At 32.0% G+C, this 21,634-nt stretch carries 16 protein-coding genes and 1 pseudogene; 2 read left to right on the top strand and 15 right to left on the bottom strand.

Annotated elements, in window-relative coordinates:
• Positions 1–8: 8 nt before the first annotated feature.
• From RT261_RS00640 to RT261_RS00590, 11 genes are all read right to left on the bottom strand, one after another.
• Entirely contained in the window at positions 9–1,190 is a 1,182-nt protein-coding gene (locus RT261_RS00640) for a glycosyltransferase family 4 protein (protein WP_313128021.1), read from the bottom strand.
• 9 nt (positions 1,191–1,199) lie between these two features.
• Entirely contained in the window at positions 1,200–1,706 is a 507-nt protein-coding gene (locus tag RT261_RS00635) for an acyltransferase (protein ID WP_313128019.1), read from the bottom strand.
• The gene (locus RT261_RS00630) at positions 1,703–2,605 is read right to left on the bottom strand and encodes a glycosyltransferase family 2 protein (protein WP_313128016.1); all 903 of its coding nucleotides are present in this window, start codon (positions 2,603–2,605) and stop codon (positions 1,703–1,705) included. The genes RT261_RS00635 and RT261_RS00630 overlap by 4 nt, the downstream gene beginning before the upstream one ends.
• A gap of 11 nt (positions 2,606–2,616) precedes the next feature.
• On the bottom strand, positions 2,617–3,498 hold the full coding sequence (locus RT261_RS00625) for a DUF2334 domain-containing protein (protein WP_313128014.1): 882 nt from the start codon (positions 3,496–3,498) through the stop codon (positions 2,617–2,619).
• Between the two features lie 24 nt (positions 3,499–3,522).
• Positions 3,523–4,575, bottom strand: a complete 1,053-nt coding sequence (locus tag RT261_RS00620) for a glycosyltransferase (protein WP_313128011.1) — start codon at positions 4,573–4,575, stop codon at positions 3,523–3,525.
• A 23-nt stretch (positions 4,576–4,598) separates the two neighbouring features.
• Complete coding sequence (locus RT261_RS00615) at positions 4,599–5,576, bottom strand: SDR family oxidoreductase (RefSeq protein ID WP_313128009.1); 978 nt, start codon at positions 5,574–5,576, stop codon at positions 4,599–4,601.
• Between the two features lie 18 nt (positions 5,577–5,594).
• Positions 5,595–6,914, bottom strand: coding sequence for a nucleotide sugar dehydrogenase (locus RT261_RS00610; protein WP_313128006.1), 1,320 nt, complete (start codon positions 6,912–6,914; stop codon positions 5,595–5,597).
• A 19-nt stretch (positions 6,915–6,933) separates the two neighbouring features.
• Entirely contained in the window at positions 6,934–8,043 is a 1,110-nt protein-coding gene (locus tag RT261_RS00605) for a glycosyltransferase family 4 protein (protein ID WP_313128004.1), read from the bottom strand.
• A gap of 26 nt (positions 8,044–8,069) precedes the next feature.
• A complete protein-coding gene (locus tag RT261_RS00600; RefSeq protein WP_313128001.1) occupies positions 8,070–8,960 on the bottom strand; it encodes an SDR family oxidoreductase in 891 nt (296 codons plus the stop codon).
• 13 nt (positions 8,961–8,973) lie between these two features.
• Positions 8,974–9,594, bottom strand: a complete 621-nt coding sequence (locus RT261_RS00595) for a sugar transferase (RefSeq protein ID WP_313127999.1) — start codon at positions 9,592–9,594, stop codon at positions 8,974–8,976.
• 73 nt (positions 9,595–9,667) lie between these two features.
• Positions 9,668–11,623: a nucleoside-diphosphate sugar epimerase/dehydratase gene (locus tag RT261_RS00590; RefSeq protein WP_313127996.1), complete on the bottom strand. Its 1,956-nt coding sequence runs from the start codon at positions 11,621–11,623 to the stop codon at positions 9,668–9,670.
• A gap of 304 nt (positions 11,624–11,927) precedes the next feature.
• Between RT261_RS00590 and RT261_RS00585 the strand changes: the two genes are divergently transcribed.
• Together RT261_RS00585 and RT261_RS21070 are read left to right on the top strand one after the other, a co-directional pair.
• On the top strand, positions 11,928–13,781 hold the full coding sequence (locus RT261_RS00585) for an O-antigen ligase family protein (protein ID WP_313127994.1): 1,854 nt from the start codon (positions 11,928–11,930) through the stop codon (positions 13,779–13,781).
• Positions 13,782–13,828: 47 nt separating this feature from the next.
• Positions 13,829–14,348: pseudogene (locus tag RT261_RS21070) on the top strand (transposase); the annotation flags it as partial.
• Positions 14,349–14,512: 164 nt separating this feature from the next.
• Here RT261_RS21070 and RT261_RS00580 read toward each other — a convergent pair.
• The 4 genes from RT261_RS00580 to RT261_RS00565 form a co-directional block, all read right to left on the bottom strand.
• Positions 14,513–15,250 (bottom strand): ABC transporter ATP-binding protein, encoded by a 738-nt coding sequence (locus RT261_RS00580; protein ID WP_313127991.1) that lies wholly within the window; start codon positions 15,248–15,250, stop codon positions 14,513–14,515.
• A 62-nt stretch (positions 15,251–15,312) separates the two neighbouring features.
• Positions 15,313–16,089 carry an ABC transporter permease gene (locus RT261_RS00575; RefSeq protein WP_313127989.1) on the bottom strand — a complete coding sequence of 259 codons (777 nt, stop codon included), beginning with the start codon at positions 16,087–16,089 and terminating at the stop codon, positions 15,313–15,315.
• Between the two features lie 252 nt (positions 16,090–16,341).
• A complete protein-coding gene (locus RT261_RS00570) occupies positions 16,342–18,594 on the bottom strand; it encodes a polysaccharide pyruvyl transferase family protein (RefSeq protein ID WP_313127987.1) in 2,253 nt (750 codons plus the stop codon).
• A complete protein-coding gene (locus RT261_RS00565; RefSeq protein ID WP_313127984.1) occupies positions 18,587–21,577 on the bottom strand; it encodes a CDP-glycerol glycerophosphotransferase family protein in 2,991 nt (996 codons plus the stop codon). The genes RT261_RS00570 and RT261_RS00565 overlap by 8 nt, the downstream gene beginning before the upstream one ends.
• Between the last annotated feature and the right edge of the window lie 57 nt (positions 21,578–21,634).

Genomic DNA, 21,634 nt, shown 5'->3' with positions numbered 1-21,634 from the left:
TTATTTAATTAGTTATCAGAAACTAATAACTCACTAATATCATTAGCATAATCAAGTGTACTTCTTAAACTTAATTTATTAATATTCTCGCAAAACTTCCCATAAACCTGACTATTGTTTATAAAAAATTCTAGATATTCTTGTATAGCTTTTTCATCTTCTGGTTCTACTATAAATCCGTGATGTTCATGAATTATAACATCACATGTAGAGACCTTTGATACAACAACTGGCATACCATTCTGTAAATATTCGACTACAGCCCTACAATATCCCTCTGAAAAGGAATTCATAATACCTACTGAATTATAATTATTATACAACTCTAAAATATCATGAGATTTCAATGGACCAGTAAACTTTATATTATCGGGACACTCAATTTTAGAAAGAAACTCTTTTAAATCATTGTGCAAGGATCCAATAATTATTAACTCCGAATTTTTCGTATCTTTTATCTTTTTCCAAGCATTTATTACTCTATGAGTCCCTTTTAGAATTGAATGATGAGCAGTAATAAAAAAAGCTATCTTTTTTGTTGAATCAAACTGTCTTAACTTTTTCTTATAGTCTGCACTAACCCCCAAATTAAAGCAAACAATTTTATTAGAAGGAACTCCATAATCCAAATAACTTTGCTTTGATGCTTCAGTCAATGTAATCACAATGTCTGCTGCTTGCAAAGATTTTTCAATTTGCCTTACAGAACGCTCATCAGCAAAAATACTCTTTTGATGAATTCCAAATTTTTCATATTCTTTTAAACATGCTTTTTGATAATATCTTGGATGCATTTCTCCTGAATCAATTACAATTTTTTTCTTTTTTAATGCAGAAAGTTTCACAAAAATGTTCGGTCGCGGTTTTAAAATAATTGTTAAAGATGGGTCTACCAGTATTCGTGGAAAAAAAACTAGGCCCGTGATTGTTTCACCAAACCTATAAGCATAATAACTAGGTAGTTTAAATACATGGGAAATTTTCTTCATAATTGAACTTGCAATTATTGGAATACGAGTAACATGAAAATTTTTTTTTGTGTTAAATCTTTTACTCTTAATGTCTATCAATCCATAAACATTACCTAGAGAATCCTTTTCTTCAATACTTTTTATAATAGGAGCTAGAATCGCTCCTTTAAAAGAATCACCTTCTAAAGTACTATACATTGCAATTGATATTTTCTTCATTATAATCTCCTATAAATGTTCCATTAGAAACTTAGCTAACTTTTTTCGATCCTTATCTAATTTTCGAGGATAATCAGTATTATCTTTTATCCTTTTTTCAATATATTCTTCTAAAGTACAAATAAATTTAGCTGGCACACCTGCATAAACAGTGTTGGAAGGAATATCTTTTAGTACTAAAGAACCTATTCCAACAATACAGTTATTCCCAATTTTTACATTTGGCATAATTATACTATGTGCACCTACAAAGCAGTTACTACCAATAGTAATTTTACCAACTTTCCTTAGTTCAGAATACTTTTCATTATAATTTCTAACCACATGAAGTGCACCATCATGATTTATAAATCGAACATTTGAAGATATCATCGTATTATCCCCAATATTAATTAGATATGGTTCGGTTCCAAAAGAATCCAAAGGTGAAATAAACATTACACCTTTACCAACCATCATCCCCGCCTTTTTTGCTTTATATAACTTAATTTTATCAATGATTCTTATCAAATTCATAACCGACTCCTAGTCCCAGAACTTTTACTAAATTTCATTTTAATAAATAGCAGTAAATTTCTATATGCTCTAAGTTCAAAAATGTTATATTTCAGCACTTTAAGATTAAGTTTTAAGCCTTGCTTATGATTTCCTAATAAAATATTTACCTTTGCAAGATTAGATAGTATTTGAGTATAACCTTGATATCCCCTTACATTATATCTTAATAATAAAGGTTTTAACTCCTTTAAATATATCTCATAGACCTTTTTACTTCGAATTAGACTTGCATCATCACTGCTATGGAATCTAGTAATTGATTCGACATCTTGATTATAAATTCTCAGACATTCATTAACGTACAAAAAATCGTTGTTTTGAGCCATTTTCAGCCACAATATACTCTCTCCACCATTTATGCCATCATAGAACTTATACTTTTTAATTTCAGAGGTTTTAACAATAAACAAATGCTCACCTCTGTTCTTCTTACCTCGTATTATTTCCTTAAAATCTAATTTTGTAATATAATCAATTTTATCATTAGGCTTTTTATTTGTATTTGTCTTGAAGGCAAATACATTATATTCCATATATTTTTTAATAATAGTATAAGCTATCTCTAACGTATTTTCTAAAAATTCGTCATCACTATCTAAAAAAGTAATATAGTCCGAATCAGCTAGTTCAATTCCAACATTTCTAGCAGTATTTACACCTCTATTATCCATCAATTTTATATATCTAATCTTATCATTTCTAATATTTTTAATTACTTCTTCTGTGTTATCTTGAGACCCATCGTCAACAATAATCAATTCCCAATTTGTATATGATTGATTAAGCACACTTTTAATAGCTCTTTTGATAATGTGTGCTCTATTGTATGTTGGCATAATGACAGAAAACTTCAACAAGCTCACCTCCATTATAATTCTTCAAACAATTCGCCAATAAATACTTTTTCTGAGTTAATAGTTGCCATCTCCAAAAGATTATAAAATTCCTTGGCTAATTTCTGATTTTCTATAATTTCCCAATAATGAGTTGCAAGGTTAAACTTTCCGATTCTTTCTTCTCTTATATATAGACTTTTTCTTATCTTGTTAAAATCACTTTTTGGTGTTATTGCAGTACTAGATATTTCCTTATGATTAGCATACTGTAATACCTTTGGATATGGAAACTCATAAAATAACCTCCATATGTTTTTAATTAAATAATTACACACAGTTCTAGCATCAATATCCCTATTTATGTTTCTACCAATTAAACCTGAAATATTAAATCCATTTTCAACTACCGCTCTAGCAGTTTCCCGTGTTAATGTGTTGCTTGGTGGAACAAAAACTTTCACTTTAACTCCGAAAGTATCTTCTAAAATTTCCTTACCTATAGCTATTTCCTTTTTTGCAGTAGAAAAATCTTTATACTCGAATTCAGGGATATATGAGTAGTTTTCTCCAGTATTATCAAGTCGGTTTCTTACATCTTTTGTAATCTTAAATATGTTATTACTTTCATCTTGGATGTAATATGAATGATCATAACCATGTTGCATTATTTCAATTTTATTATTCTTAATATTTTCCTTAAGCCAGTCTACTAACTCTTCATTATTAGACACTTCTTCAGTATTATCGGAAATATAGAATTTGCTTCTATCTCCAGGGCAATAAAGCCGATGTGACTTCGGTACAACCGCTAGTGAGATTTTATAGCCTAAATCAAATAATTTACTATAAACTTTTTCCAAATCTTTATAGTTTGTCCAGTACGATGTATCATCGTCCCTTATTGCAATTTTCATAATGTCACCTTCTTAGATAAATTATTAGTTTTCAATAATCTCAATCCATTTAGATATAATATTACTTAGCTGAAATCTCTCTACACTTTGCTTTGCATTTTTTTGTAAATCAGTATAAAAATTTTGATTCTCATATAATTTTTTCATCGCTTCTGCAATTGCCTCTATTGTATTTTCATGAATTAATAGGCCATTATAATTATTTGTAATTATCTCATTAGGACCATAATTGCAGTCAACACTTATTACAGGCACTCCACAATATAATGCTTCTATTAAGACATTTCCAAAACCTTCATGGTCCGAGGTTAGTACTAGATATTTGCAATATTTCATATATATATAAGGATTAGTTTGTAATCCTATTAACAACACATCGCTTTCAAGTGAAAAACTATTTATCAGCTTTTGCAATTCATTTCTTAGAGGCCCTTCACCAAGTATCAATAGTTTAACTCTGCCTTTTAAGCCGGAATTGTTATATGCTTTTATAAGAATATCAAATCGTTTTTGTCTATGTAATCTCCCAACTCCGATAATATAATCTCCCTCTATTGGACGATTTCCCTTTATTTTCAAATCAATATCTTCTTCATCAATTGGATTACAAATTACATTAACATTCTTTAAATGATATTCTAATTTCAAATTATCTGCAATACCATTCGAGACTGTAATTATCTTCTCAACATTAGGCAGTTTATAAATTGTATTTAAAAATAGTCTTTCAGAAAAAGGATAATATGATGGATTATTATGAATACTTGGAATTACTCTTTTAAATGACAAAATTGGCGAGACATTTCCTACAAATGATATTACTTTTTTAGGACGCTCAATTTTAATTAATTTCCGGATTCTATATGAACGCTTAAATACATTTATTATCTTACTCAAAATTCCATTAGTTTCAGTATTTAAGCTTACATGGGTTCCACAAACGTCATATCCCTCTCGTTCCCGGTAAGTTACTACTATAATCTTATAAATATTAGATAATTTCTTGCTAATCAAACTAACTATTCTCTCTGCACCACCTCTAGCAAGAGAAGGCACAATCAATATTACTTTATCCAAATTTATCACCTTTGATTTTTTTATTATAATAAATTTTCTTTATACCATTCAATCGCGGCTCCGATCCCTCTTTCAAAATTCCAGCACGGATTATAATCAAGCATCTCCCTTGCTTTACTAATATCGGCATTACTATGCTTAATATCTCCTTTTCTATCAGGTCCAAAGATAGGCACAATTTCTTTTCCCAATGCTTTACATAGTGAATTGTAAACATCTATCAAGCATTCTCGTCCACCATATGCAATGTTAAACGCTTCTCCCGCAACTTTAGATGATGCTTTACACGCCTTTAAGTTTGCTTCAATTACATTCTCAATATAAGTAAAATCTCTACTTTGCTTTCCATCACCATTTATTGTAGGTTGCTCATTATTAAGAAGCTGTTTGATAAATTTAGGTATAACTGCCGCATAAGCTCCATTTGGATCCTGCCTTTTTCCAAATACATTAAAATATCTTAAGCCATAAGTGTCTAGTCCATAAAGTTTTGTATAAAGTTTACCATATTCCTCATCAACCATTTTTGTTAAAGCATATGGTGATAACAGATTACCTTCTATACCTTCTTTTTTAGGAAGATTCGATTCATCCCCATATACAGATGAGCTAGATGCATAGACAAATTTCTTAATACCATTTTGCCTAGCCGCTTCCATCATATTAAGTGTTCCTCTAATGTTAATCTCTTCATAAAGTAAGGGCATCTCTATACTTCTGGGAACACTTCCCCAAGCCGCTTGATTTAACACATAACCTACGCCTTCACAAGCCTTCATACATGTCTCTAAATCACGCACATCTCCTTTAATAAAAATATAGTTCGGATTATTAATGAATAAATCTACATTGCTTCGCTTACCAGTTGAAAGATTATCAAGGCATCTTACCCTACATCCTTTATCTAATAAAACTTCACAAAGGTTTGAGCCAATAAAACCAGCTCCACCTGTGACAAGGAAAACACTATCTTTTTCAAACAAAATATTTTGATATCCCATTATATATTCTACCTTTCTTTATAGCCTCCAATATCTATATCCCGTCAACTCATACTCTTTTTTATCCAATATCCCCTTAATATCTAATAGCACCTTATTCCCATTAGGGCTTTCTTTATACATCTTATTAATATCATTTTGCGAGAGATTTAAAAATTGATTGTGCCCTACAGCTATAATAATAGCATCCATATTTTTAATGTCATCTATAGAATCAAATTCTATTCCATATTCATGTCTTGCTTCTTCTACATCAGCTTCAGGATCTACTATCATTGGGGTTAAACCATATTCTTTAAGTTCATTTAAAATGTCAATAACTTTGGTATTTCTTGTATCAGGACAATTTTCTTTGAATGTAAAACCAAGAATCGCCACTTTAGCATCCTTGACTGGAACATCTGCTTTGATAAGATTTTTAATTAAATTCTCAACTATATATTTACCCATATCATCATTAATTCTTCTACCAGAAAGAATAACTTGAGAATGGTAACCTAACTGTTCGGCTTTATATGTTAAATAGTATGGATCTACCCCTATACAATGTCCACCTACAAGGCCAGGAAAAAAGCTCAAAAAGTTCCATTTAGTCCCTGCCGCTTCAAGAACAGCTTTTGTGTCAATTCCCATCTTATTAAAAATAATAGAAAGTTCATTCATAAATGCTATATTAATATCTCTTTGAGAGTTCTCTATTACTTTCGCTGCTTCGGCAACCTTTATTGATTCTGCTTTGTATACACCTGCGTCAACTACAAGTTCATATGTTTTTGCAATGATATCAAGAGATTCCTCATCTATGCCAGATACAACTTTTATAATTGTCTCTAATCTATGTACTTTATCACCAGGATTGATCCTTTCTGGTGAATATCCTACTTTAAAGTCTTTACCGCACTTCATACCGGATTCTTTTTCAAGAATGGGAATACAAATTTCTTCCGTAACGCTTGGGTAAACCGTGGATTCATATACAACAATAGAGCCTCTCGTTAAATTTCTTCCCACTGTTCTACTAGCGGCTTCAACCGGTTTTAAATCCGGAGTATGGTCCACATTAACAGGAGTTGGCACTGCAACAATATGAAATTTTGCTTCTTTGAGTCTTGACTCATCTGCTGTAAATTCTACTGTTGTTTCTTTTATAACTGCATCTCCAACTTCTTTAGTTGGGTCTATGCCCTTTTTATATAACTCTATTTTTTCTTTGCTAATGTCAAATCCAATAACATTAACCTTCTTAGCAAAAGAAACCGCGATTGGCATACCAACATAGCCTAGCCCTACAAGTGAAATTTTTTCACGTCTGTTTTTAATTTCTTCATATAAGTTCATATTTAACTACTCCTTTTCACTATAGTAATTTCATTGTTTCCATTATCGATTTATTAACCAAATTGACATCGTATTTTTCTCTAGCAAGTTTTAAGCTACGTTCTGCCATTAACTTATTCATTGATGAATCCAATATAAGGTTCTTCATTTTTATAACTAAATCATCAATATCTTTTACAGTAACAAGAAAGCCATTATATCCATCAATTACAGTCTCTCTACAACCCGGCGCATCACTTGTTATAATTGAACGCCCTATGGCCATAGCTTCAAGAACAGTTTTTGGTGTTCCTTCATGATAAGAAGGAAGTACATAAGTGCTACACTGCTTAATATATGGTCTGACATCATTCTGCTCTCCAAAGTATTCAACAATACCATGGTTTATAAAGGGTTCAAGGTCTTCCTGTTGTAATGCAGATGGATTGCTATCATATGGTCCCACAAGCAAGCATCTCACATTTGGAAACTCTGCTTTAATTCTCTGACATGCTTCGAGATATTCCATAACCCCTTTATCCTTTATAAGCCTACCGATAAAGAGAAAAGCAGGTATTTCAGGTAATGGGGCAGGTTTAAACTTATCAAGATTAACCCCTGAACCATTAATGATGGTGATTTTATCTTCCTCAATAAGTCTATTATTGATAAATTCCTTCTTATCATCATTGTTTTGAAAGAATACCTTTTTGCTTGCCTTACACGCTGCGTAATATTCAACTTTCATTACATTTTTAATAATTTTATTCTTTAGACCATTTCCCCTGAAAATCGAACCTAACCCAGCAATTAATAAATAGTTTTCTACAATACCATTTGCTTTTGCTGCTAGGCTACCATAAATTACAGTTTTAGCTTGATATGCGAATACCTTATCTGGCTTTTCTTCCTTCATAAAACGACAAAGTTCTCTATATGTCTTTAGATCATTGAAAGGATTTATACCATTACGTTCTACAAAAAATTGCTTATATTGAATTCCATTTTCTTCAAACTTATTCTTCCAACCAAATTCCGTTTCTGGACCCAACGCGATAACAATATGTCCATGTTTTACAAACTCTTTCATCATATCCATACGAAACCAAAACAGTGATGACGTATGACTTGAAAGTATGGCAATTTTCATAATATCTATCCTACTTTCATAAACAGTTACCTAGATAAATACTGTTCTATTTCAATTCTTATACCTTTATTAAAACTCATAGGCTTATAATTAAGATCATTCCTAGCATCTTTATGAGAATAACTTCTATCTTCACCCATCCTCTGAACCGCTTCCACATAATCTATCTTTCCTAGAGTAAATAATCTTGCTAATCTTGCCAGAATTACCCCAAGTCCAAGTGGAACACTAATAAAAATCGTTTTCTTATTGAGGTTATTACTTATCAATTTAAAAATTTCTATCATCTGTAGAGGTTTTTCGCCAGATAAATTATAATCTTCTTTAGTTACTTTATCAGGAGATGATAGTACTGTATAAAAAGCCTTTCCTAAGTCCCTAGCATTAACTGGCTGAATTAAATTCTTACCACCATTTATAATTGGCATAATTTTAAACTTATCTATCATTTTAATAAATTTACTCATGTTGCTATCTCCAATGTCTCCGTAAATCATCGTTGGTCTTAGAATCGTTACCTTAGTAAAACAGTTTGGGTTTGACACCATTTTAAATACTTTTCTTTCAACATCCTTATACGCCTGAGAAGCATACTTAAAATTCGAATAAATTCCTGTTGTATGTACTAAAATTGCTCGCTTTACATTATTCTCAATAGCTGCCTGTACAATTATTGGTGAATGGTGAATGTTATAGATATGCATAATAGTATCGACACCTTCCATAGTATTCACAATGAATTCTTTGTCATTTAAGTCTCCAATAACCTTCTCAATATTTAATCCACAATTATCAAGCAATAAAGTATCAGATTTTTCTCTAATAATGCAGCGAATTGAACCTTCGTATTTATGGTCTATAAGCTCTTGTAAGAAGTAACGTCCTGTACGTCCTGTAATACCTGTAACTAGCAGCATTTGATCACCTCTATTATTTCAATAAATCTTTTCTAGCTTTTTTCGCACCGGTTCCGCCCTCAAGAACGCCATCACTTTGTAAAACGCTAGAAATTGTCCCAAAAAAACATTTAACATCCATTAAGAATCCAATCTTCTCAGCATATTCTCCATCAAGTTTTGCCTTAAGTTCAATCTCCAACTCATCCCTACCATTAATCTGCGCCCAACCTGTCAATCCTACTAGCACATCATTTGCACCATACTTATCTCTTTCTTCAATAAGATCAAACTGATTCCATAGAGCTGGCCTAGGACCGATTATACTCATTTCTCCTTTAAGGATATTAATGATTTGTGGCAACTCGTCTAAACTTGTCTTTCTTAAGAACTTACCAACCTTTGTAATCCATTGTTCAGGATTCTCAAGGAGATGAGTTGGGATATTCTTTGGTGTATCAATATGCATGGTTCTAAATTTTAAAATATTAAAAAATTTCTTATGAATTCCGACTCTCTTTTGCTTAAAGAAAACAGGTCCCTTAGAGTCAAGTTTAATTGCAATAATAAGTATCAGAAACACAGGAGATAATATGATAAGTCCTAATAAAGATAATATGATGTCGATTAATCTTTTGATTTTTAAGTAAACCATTTGTTAGCCCCTCCTGCTTTGCATATAAAGTAATCCTGAAATAGAATATTTATTTTTGGTTTTTTTATTTAGTTCAACTTGTTTTTTCTACATACCTTGATTGGCCTTTGTAATTATCTCCCTTTTTATCAATGCCATTTGAAAATTGTAACATGGACATCTTACCCTTCTCCTTAATTACATAGCTTGGAACAATGGTCTTTATTTTTTCTCTTATTTCAGTAGATTCTTCATAGCATGTCTGTTTTAGTTCTTCTAGCTGTTCAATGAATATATCCTCGTTAATTTCAATTGGCTTTCCTATATGTATTAATTTATTTTCTGTATCTTGCATTCCTTCTTCATCCATTAATAGTTCTTCATATAATTTTTCACCTGGTCTTAATCCTGTGAATTCTATCGCGATATCTTCATATGGAACATATCCGGATAGACGAATTAAATTTATCGCAAGATCAAGTATTTTAACTGGTTCTCCCATATCCAATACGAATATTTCTCCCCCCTTGGCATAAGCACCTGCTTGGAGAACTAAAGATACTGCTTCAGGTATAATCATAAAATACCTTATAATATCAGGGTGAGTAACCGTAATCGGACCACCAGCTGTAATTTGCTTTTTAAATAATGGAATTACACTTCCATTTGAACCTAGCACATTACCAAATCGAACAGCTACAAACTCCGTTCGTGATCTTTTATCATAGGTTTGAATAATCATCTCGCAGATGCGTTTTGATGCCCCCATTATATTAGTTGGATTCACTGCTTTATCCGTAGATATCATCACAAAACGTTTTACATTGTATTTATCAGCAGCTATTACGGTGTTCCAGGTTCCAATTACGTTATTCTTGATAGATTCATTAGGGCTATCTTCCATTAAAGGTACATGTTTATGTGCCGCAGCATGATATACTATGTCTGGCTTATATGTTTCAAATATAGAATCTATTCTTTTTTCATTACGCACAGATGCAATTAATACAACTAAATTAAGATGTGGATGCTTTCTCTTAAGTTCTTGTTGGATATCATAAGCGTTGTTCTCATAGATGTCTATTATGATTAGTTGTTTTGGTCCATGGGCCGCAAGTTGCCTACACAATTCGCTACCGATAGAACCACCGCCACCTGTTACAAGAACCACCTTATCTTTAATGTATCCCATGATGGAATTCAAATCTACCTTTACAGGTTCTCTTCCAAGTAAATCTTCTATTTCCACATTTCTTAACTTGCTAACACTTACTTCTCCATTCATAAGTTGATAGATTCCAGGAAGAATCTTTAACGAGCATTCTGTTTCTTTACATAGCTCAACAATTTCCCGTATTTCCTTTTTAGATACAGAAGGCATAGCAATAATAATTTCATTAATATCATATAAAGTAGCACATTCTTTAATGTTGTTTCGTGTCCCAACTACTTTAATTCCATGTATGTACTTTCCTTGTTTACTCGCATCATCATCTATAATACATTTTACAACCATATGATTAATATGATCACTCGACTTAATTTCTCTAATAATTGCATTTGCCGCATTACCACCACCAATAATCATAATTTTATTAATAATAATTGAATCGTTATTTCTTTTCTTATGTATTTGAATTCGAATAAGGCGATATGCAAAGCGACTTCCTATAGTTAACAATAGTAAGACACCCCCATACAAAAAATAATAGCTTCTTGGTACTGGATAATCCAAGACTTCCATACCTATAAGCTGTACAGCAGATGCTACTACGCAAGCTGAAAATACATTCTGCATTTCAGTCACTCCTGCGAATATCCACAAACTATGATATAGTTTGAATAAATAGAATATAACAAATGTAGTAGCCATATTAATAGGCAGATAACACCATACAGATTCAACATATATTGGACTGATCTTGCTAAATTCTAAGTCAAATCTTAATAATAATCCCATGCCACTAGCTACTAGAATAATTATGATATCAGTAATAATTATAAAAAATCTTCTTATGGTTAATTTCTTATCTATTATATTCTTTAACATACTTACTTTCCCTCTTATTTTTCTTTTTAATCCTTTGCGGTACAGTAATTATTTTATTATACTTTTCCCCGTATTTAGTAGTTTACCACTTATAATCGATTAAAACAATATAAATGTTGTAAAAGGTGTTAATTTTGTACTGAATAGAGAATTATCTCCATACATCAGAAATAAGCTTATCCAGAAATATTCAAGTAGTTTTATGTTAAATTATATTTATTGTAATACTTGTATTTTAGACTAGAACATACTACAATATTATAAGTACATTTATACCATTTACCTATAAAGGAGATTTATTTATATGAAGTCAAAACATTTACCAAAAAGTAAAAATTCTAAGCATATAACAAGTTCTTCTTATATGTTGAGCAACGCACACAATAAGTTATACATATTGCCCTTAATACTAATCATATCTATACTTCCATTAATTATGTATCTTCATGAATTTGATTCTGGTTTATCAGGTTTTTCATGGTACCCTAAAAGTAGTGAGCAGTTTGATATATTTTTATATTGCAAACAAATCTTTTTTATTACAGTTTGTTTTTTTATGTTATTACTTATATTTTGGAAAGTCTTTATTGAGAAAAAAACAGTAAAGTTTTTACCCATTTTTATTCCCTTATCCCTTTATGGATTCTTAGCTTTCCTTTCCACATTGTTTTCAGATTACCCCTCCTTGGGTTTTAGAGGAATTGCGGAACACTTTGAATCCATCTTCGTCATATTAGGTTATTGTTTAGTTGTGTATTATGCTTATCTATTTATTGATTCTGAAGATGATATAAAATTTGTATTAAAATACTTTATAATAGGTATATTAATAATCATGATATTAGGTATTTTACAAGCTACAGGTAACGATTTTTTTGCAACTAACATAGGTAAGAAATTATATCTTCCTAAGAAATATTGGAATCAGCTTGATGCCTTTACATCTACTTTAGGTTTTAAACGAGTCTATATGACTCTATATAATCCAAATTATGTTGGTGTTTATGTATCTTTGATTATTCCATTTTTAGCTGGTTTACTACTAACTGAAAAAAAAGCAAAAAACATCTTAATTTATTTAATTACAATACTTGGACTAATCTTTTGTCTTATGGGTTCCGAATCAAAAGCAGGTTTTTTTAGTTTGTTTATTGCGTTACTTATTATATTGATATTTTATAGAAAATATATTTTTCGTAATATAAAGATAACCTTATTTGTTATTGGTATTTCTATAACTATAATAATTAGTTTTAAATCTACTGTTTTATCAACTTTTAATAAAGTATTTAGTAACATGAATATTCTTGCGTGGCAAAAAGCGGAATTCTCATTGACAGACATTAAAACAAAAGATGCATTAACTATAACCTATAAAGATAATAACCTAGTTATTAACCAAGATATATCAGATGAAAATATTATAGTTTTCATAAAAGATTCAAGAGGTAAAAATATTGAAACAACAATAGATGCAAATACAGGAACATTTACTATTGTAGATGAACGCTTTTCTGGTATCACAGTTGCTCCTGTCGTTTATGATTCCATTCTTTGTGTTCAAGTAAATATTGAAGGGAGGAATTGGGTATTCTCTAATCAGCTAGGTGATGATACTTTTTACTACCTTAATTATTTTGGTAAGTTTGATAAAATTAATAAAGCAGAATCTTCTTTGTTTACTGGCTATGAGAAGTTTGTTTCAGGTAGAGGTTACATATGGTCTCGAACAATTCCATTGTTAAAGGAAAATATTGTTTTTGGTTCTGGAGCAGATACCTTTACAACCCAATTTCCACATCAAGACTATGTATATCGAACTAATATGTACTATAATGATCAAATAATGACTAAACCTCATAGTTTATATTTGCAGATTGGAGTTCAATCCGGTGTCTTTTCATTAATAGCTTTTCTTGTATTCTTTATCGCATACTTTATTTCAAGTATAAAGATATACATAAATGGTAGATTCGATAATTATTTTAAAAGAGTTGGAGTAGCTATCTTTATTGGAGTTGTTGCTTATATGGTTTCAGGAATAACCAATGACTCAACCATTACTGTGGCTCCTATTGCTTGGACATTAATTGGTATAGGAATTGCTTGTAACTACAAAGTAAAAGAACAGATTAGTAACGAAATCCTCAAAGCTTAATTACTATAAAAAAGGTTCTATTAAAATGTTGGGGTGTGTTCAAAGTATACCTACCTAGTGCAGCCATAATCATAGTCAGATATCATTTCATTCGATATGTGACGTGGGCCAAATCGAAAATGTTAGAAAAAGGCTTCAAAAAACAATGTCTGTAGATTTAAGAAAGTACTACAAAAGAAACCGGAAGCTAACCTGACCTGTTAAAAAGTTAAGAAAAGAAAGCAAAAAAGCTTATGATCTCATGTTATTTACAAAGATGATTTACGGAAAGACCATTATTTAAAGGAATGGTTCTACGATATTTGCCAGAACGAGAAATCTTCTTATTAAAGAACCTCTTTCTGGGACTGGGTAAAAACTGCTGAGAACTCCGGAATTCCAGAATTTGAAGAATGAGCAAAGACATACAGAAACTGGCCTAAAGGAATTCTGAACGTCTTTAAATATAAATAATACCGACGCCCCTACGGAAGGCTATAATAATAAAACAAGGTACTTAAAAGAATATTTTTTGTAGTCCGTAACTTTAAGCGTTTTTGGACAAGAATTATTCATAGCTCTATCTGATGATAACATGACGACGAAAAAACGAAAATGAAGAGGCTTATTTGGCATACCCAAAAGCAGGAATTATAGAGACAAACATAAAAAAGGCCTTAAATGCCACAAAAAGACAAGAAATCCTTCAACGTGAAGTGTCTCTTGTCTTTTTATAATTTACTTATAATTCTTTATTTCGTCTTTTCCTCATATATAGCACTAACTTCATCAATCCCGCCTTGTGCTATAACCTGTCCATGTTCCAACAATATCGCCTTATCACATATCTTCTGCACCTGCGCCAATGAGTGAGATACAAACAACACAGTAACCCCTTTATCAAACATAGATTGAATTTTCGCTTCGCACTTTTTCTTAAACTTCGCATCACCAACTGCCAATACTTCATCCAGTATTAATATATCCGGTTCCACAATAGTTGCAATAGCGAATCCAAGTCTTGATTTCATACCGGATGAATAATTCTTTAATGGAACATTAATAAATTTTCCTAATTCTGAGAAAGCTACTATCTCATCATACTTCTCTGCTATAAATTCTCTTGGATACCCAAGTACTGCTCCATACAGATAGATATTCTCTGCGCCTGTATATTGAGGTTCAAATCCCGCACCTAACTCCAATAGAGGGGCAATTACGCCTCTTACCGTTACAGAGCCTTCTGTAGGCTTTAATACACCTGCAATAATCTTAAGCAAGGTACTCTTTCCGGCACCGTTAAGTCCTAATATTCCAAGACGCTCTCCTTTATTCACTTTCAAGTTTATATCTTTTAAAGCCCAAAACACATTATAACTAATTTCTTTTTTAACGAATTTAATAAAATATTCTTTTAGATTATCTACCTTTTCTGAAGATAGGCTAAATCGCATACTAACATGTTGTACATCAACAACGGTCTTACCCATGGTATGCCTCCTTTTCTTTTAACACGTATATAAAATGACATTTGTGAAGAATGCCATGGCTTTTACACATAAAGAATAAATACATCTTGTTTCTTCGCGAACATAATAGTACCAACAATTAAAAATACTGTACTATAAGCAATTGATATTATTAATGCTCTTTGATCTAACGGTGCACCGAATATAGAATTTCTAAAATTGGAGACTACGGAGTATAACGGATTTATATCCAGTAACCATCCATAACCAGCGTTAATTATCTTGGCAGGTTTGTAAAAGATAGCCGATGTATACATAACTAACATTAATGCTACTGACCAAATATACTCCAAGTCACGGAAGAATACTGCCAGTGTTGCTAATATAAGACCCAAACCATAGGCCATGACCGCTATAATAACTAATGGTACAATAGCACCAAATAGATATATTGTAGGCTTTACTTTTAATACTGCACCAACAGCTACTAATACAATCAGAGATATTAAAAATATAATATATTCCGTAAGTACGCTTGACAGTGGATACATATATTTAGGAACATACACCTTTTTAATCATAGAACTATGTGTACGTATTGATTTCATTGCTATTTTGGTACTAATAGAGAAGAAAGAGTATAACAATCTGCCGGATAGAATATATACCGGGAAAGTTTTATCTTCATTACCGAATAATGTACCAAACACTACAGTTAAGACAATCATAGTAAGTAATGGCTCAATTAAGGTCCATAAGATACCAAGATAAGATCTCCTATACTTTAGGGCTATTCCCTTTTTAATTAATTCTCCTAATAAGAATCTATATTTAACAAAATTTTGAACATATTTTTTCATATCTTCTTTATACCCAAATACCTATTCTGATTAGAACAGTGTCCCTTATAGGTACCTTTCTACATAAATTTAAAATCCACTATTGTTATATTGATTATGTCAAATTAACCTTTGCATTTGTCATTCTGAGTTAGTTAAAGTAACTAAATCCTCAATTTAAAGAATCTAATATATGAATATCTAGCGTTCCTTACCTTTTAATCTCAGAATGACAACTTATTCATGCAATACTAAAATTTAATCTTTACAAATTTAAGATTCATTGGTTTCCTGTTGTTTTAAATCATTATATCCAAGTAGCAGATCATCTATTGGTGTCTCATCCAACTTGTCGAATATTTCTAATCGTTCTAACCGGAAAGGACTGGCTGCAATATGATTTTTCGTAAATGCACTGGTCATATCACTGTCTTTATAGATAAAGCTTTCTTTCACCTTATCCCATACCTTACTGCCTTTTTCATTATTAATTGTTAATAAACTTACGCCCTTATCGTCGAACATATCCGGTTCAATATCTCTTATACCCCAGAAGTCTCCGATTGTCACATCTCCTGCACGGTTTGTAAAGGTATATTCACATTTATTACAGCTTGGGCGGGCAATAAAGTCATTCAGGAATGCACGGAAATAATTATTTCTTCTTGCATTCACTCTTAATTCTTTTCCATTTTCAAATTCAATTACCATAGTAGCTTTGTGAATTAACCAACCCTTTTCTTTATCACGGAAGGTTATATTCTTAACATTAGAACCAAATTTTTTCTTTAAGTACTCCATGTACTGTTCTAATATCTTAGGTGATGGAGCTGCATGACAGACTATCTCACATATTATCAAATTGTCATAGTCTTTTCTTAAGTAAGATCGAAGTCCTGCACATTCACATGGTAGACCGGAATATAATACCGTATGCCCATCCTTTAATAATTGTTTAATCTGAGGGAAGATACCATCAAATTCACTCTTTACATACTTAGAGCCATAGAATGCTTTTACATCTTCTATGTTATCTGCTATAGAAGCCACTGCCTTCATGTTCTCGTCAAACTTAACACCAACAACATATCCCTTCTTCTCTTCAATCACATATCTTGCAAGTTCAGGGAAGATTGCACCGGAAGAGCTCTTCATTCGAACGTCTTCCTCTTTGTTCATAACAGAATATACTTTAGGATATTCTTCTTTATAATCAATGATGTGTTTATCCCTGCGAATACAAGCTTTAGCACATGCACCGCAATCGGTACATTTTCCTGCATCAACTTCAGGATAATAGAATCCTTCTGCATCCTTTTTCATTGTAATTGCATTGGTTGGACATATCTCTTTACATGCAAAGCAGCCATAGCACTCATCTCTGCTAATATTAGTAGGACAATTTACTTTCCTATATTTTTCACTTAATCTAAGCGCATCTTCTAAGAATAGCAGGGATGCTCTTCTAAGTTCTAATATACGGCTTCTTAGTTTCTCTACATTCTTTATTTTGAATTTTTCAAAGTCTGTAAAATCTTCAATATTATATAACAAATGAGATTCCAAATTCAATGCATTTAATAAGTCAACAGTTCTGCTGCCAGTATTGGAATGCAGCATAGAAACAAAAGGTGTCTCATAAATAGCCGAAAATACGGTTCCATGAAAAGAGTTCGTAATAACATACTCTGCATTCTCAATTAGTCCAAGGAAGTCCCCAGGAGCAGAAGTATAGCAGGTTCCAATCTCATTTTTAAATAGCTTATTAGGTCTTCTCTGAATAATAGGGAGTCCTGTCATCTTAGATACCCTATTAGCAAAGGTCACTACATCCGGATTATGCTCCATCATGTATACGAAAATATATTTTTCTTTCACATCCGGCACTGTCTTAATCTCTTCATATTCTTCTTTTGGTATTAAAAGAGTAGGGTCTAATACAATACTCACAGAATTACTGGTAAGTTGCTTTACCGCAGCTTTACCGCTTTTTTCTCTTATAGAGATAGAAGTAAAGGTCTCTAAACTTTCTCTAATTTTATCATGATAGACCGGCAGGATATAATCCTTACCAAGACTTGCAGCATAAGCAATCTTAAGAGCACCCGGTTTTGCAAAATTCAAAAAGTAAGCAGGATCGAAACCTCCTATATGCTCACTATTCCATACCTGATCACTACCAACTATATAGGCATCTAAATCCACATTCCCAGCTTCCAACTCCTTATAGGTAGAATAATCACCCAATAAGTTAAAACTTTTTTTAATAAAGTTAGTATAGTTATTGTACCGAATTAAGCTTCTTGGATTTGTCCTTTTCAGATTTAATCTGGCTAATTCTTTCTTTAATCCTGACTTACCGCTAAGGGGATCATACAAATCATCAATAATGTTTGGATGATAATTAATAACTGAGGCATCTACCTTATAATTCTTAAGGACCTTCTGCAACGCCCAAGTCTGTAAGCTGGCGCCAAAGTTATGCGCACTATGAAATGTAACAACACCTGCTTTCAAACTATTCACTCTCCTTTACTAATGTCTCATCTAATCTTTCATTATCCAGCAACTTTACGACTTTGTCAATCTCCATCGGAAGAGATTCCACCATACGCACTTTTGTCTTCTTATTTAATTCATGAACTTCCTTCATATTCTTCATAGCATCGGGAAGAATTACTAAGTCATAATTCTCCAGATGTCTCAATGCATATCCTATATCTTTACGGTATTTTTTAGATTTATTATATTGTGCCATCGTAAAGTCATTAAAGCAATATATCTTTTTGCCTTGTATTTGATCCAAAATATGAAGCAGCATTAAATCCATACCAGAATAATTAATAAGGTATTCAAAGTTTGTGTCGCCAAGTTGTTTTCTTAATTCTCTTAAAGCCAGGCTCTGTATTTTACGTTTCGTAAAGCCATTCTCAATACCATACTTAAATGTTAACGTGAATGCAATATATTCGGATAACATATAGTTTTTACCCGGTTGCATAGGAAAGTAACCTATGTCTTTATGGAATAACGATAAAAGGCTGGAGGTCTTCTTCATTCCATTTGCCTTAAAATGAATAAAATAATTTCTTTTCTCCAAATTTAATCCATTCATTTTACGAATAAAACTATTATCTTCTTCAGTATCCTTAAGTGCCTTTACATGAATAAGCACATTAGGCTTCTTCACTTTCTTATACTCAATGGTCTTAAGTCCGCATTCTTCTTGTAAGAATACTGTATCACATACATTTCTTGCAGTATCTTCAGAATCATAACTGCAGAAACGTTCAAAGAATAGAGGATATTCGCATTCTTCGCTTACCTCTTTATTAATTTCATCTATTAATTCTTCTACCGTATCTACTTTCGGAAGATCCATTTCATCCAAACTGATATAAATACCTCTATCTTTTAAGTACTCTTCTCTGTCATATGTGAATAGAATCATTTTCTTCATAGAAACAGCATAGTCGAACATAATACTGGAGTAATCCGTAATTAGCATATCACTGGCATTCAAGAAGTCATAGGTTTCATATTCACTTGGGAATTGACGGATATGAATGAAATCATCATAATTAATTTCACTCTTAACAAAAGGATGCAATTTTACATATAAAACCTGATTCTCTTGTAATTTATAATCAATGCGCGCTAAATAACTATAGATTTGCGCTACTTGTTCTTTGCTCTGTTTCTTATGAAGCAGGCCTCTCCAGGTAGGCATATATACAATTACTTGTTTGTCTTTAATATTACATTCTTTGCGGATAATATCTCTTCTGTCTGTGCGGTAAAAAGCAGAGTTTCTTGGATAACCGGATAATAATACCTTACCTTCATATATCTTATCCAACATATAATCATTCAAAAATACATCTTTTGAAAAATCATTCTGGTATAACAAATAATCTGCTATATTAAAGTTTCTCTGCACATTACCAAGACCGTATTCTCTATCCGGTACGGCTCTACCCATGGCCTTAAGAGGCGTTCCATGCCAAGTATTTAAATATACCTGCTCTGGTTTCTTGATAAAGTAAGGTGGCAAACTAGTATCAGTTACAAGGTACTTAGCAGTTGCAATGGCTTTCAGGTATTCATTAGAATGCAATTCAATAAATCGTACATGTCGAATACCATAATTATTTAATAATGTTCTATAGGTATCATACAGATCTTTCTTTAGAACAAGAAAAACGCGGTAGTCCTTGTATTTATCCCTACCAGTTTCATAAATCATATTAAATATATTACCGGCTAAATCTTCTCCATGCTTTGATTCAAAGAGAATGTCTTTATCATTGACACTTAATTCTTCATAATACTTGGTATATTTCACATCTATCGGCATATGGAATAATTTAAGAAAAGGAATATTCTTTAACTTCTTCTTAATCAAAGCCTTTTTGTTTCTGCTTCTTCTAAATTTTCTCCACTTTCCTTTTAACTTAGTCTTTAAGCTTCTTAGTTTCTGCGCAATTCGTAATACAAAGCCAGGAACCCTGTCACGGAAAGTAATATAACGTATGGTCTTATTCCTGTCTACATAATATTTTAGATGCTTTTTAATAGCCGCGCCGGAGCAATACTTTAGGTATTGGTTATCCTGCCAGCCCGGTATTTCTTTCTCTAAGAAATCTTGTGTTTCGTTAATAATATCTATCTTTAGCTGTAATTGCCCTTTCTTTTCATCGGCATAGAAAGACTCATAACGATAAAAGAAATGCCTTGTACAGATATATTCTAATTCTTCTTTGAAAGTATCAAACAAATCATGTTCTTTCATAAAATCAAATAATAAACCAAAGGCTGTAACAATATCCTTGGTTGCTTCTGAAAAACTATTTAGGAACCCACCTTGTGTGGTCTTACGATAATTATAGAGAGGCTCATGAACCACTCCAATACTTTCCGCTCTTGTTACTGCTTCAAAGGCAACAACAAGATCCTCGAATCTTATTCCTTCCGGGAATCGTATTCCTTCTAATAAAGAACGTTTATAAAGCTTGTCCCAAGGGAATGGTGAAGCATGTGCCAATTCAAACTTTCTCTCAGACATCTTAAAGTTCTGATTCATGGAGAATATCTTTAGGATTTTACGCCTTGGCTCTTTTTTACCTTCTACTTCGTATACATTGTACCTGGCACACATAACTAAATCATTGTGGTCTTTTATTGCTTTCCGGTATAACTTCTTCGCCATATCCAGTTCAATGTAATCATCACTATCAACAAACATAACATAATCACCAGAGGCTCTATCCAGTCCATAGTTACGGGCATGGCTAACACCTCGGTTCTCTGTTGAAAACACTTTTACTTTATCCGGATACTTCTTAGCGTATCTTTCCAATATCTCTATACTGTTATCAGGACTACCGTCATTCACTGTAATAATCTCTATCTCTTGTAAGGTTTGGTTAACCAAACTTTCCATACATTGTTTAAGATACTTTTCAACATTATACACAGGGACAATAATACTAACCTTGTATTTATTCATATAAAACCTCCTGATTTGATGGCTATCCACTAAGAAGGATTTTAACATAGTTGACGT

Source organism: Anaerocolumna sp., assembly GCF_032079385.1.
Taxonomy (GTDB): Bacteria; Bacillota; Clostridia; order Lachnospirales; family Lachnospiraceae; genus Anaerocolumna.
This window is presented reverse-complemented; position numbering and strand designations above follow the sequence as displayed.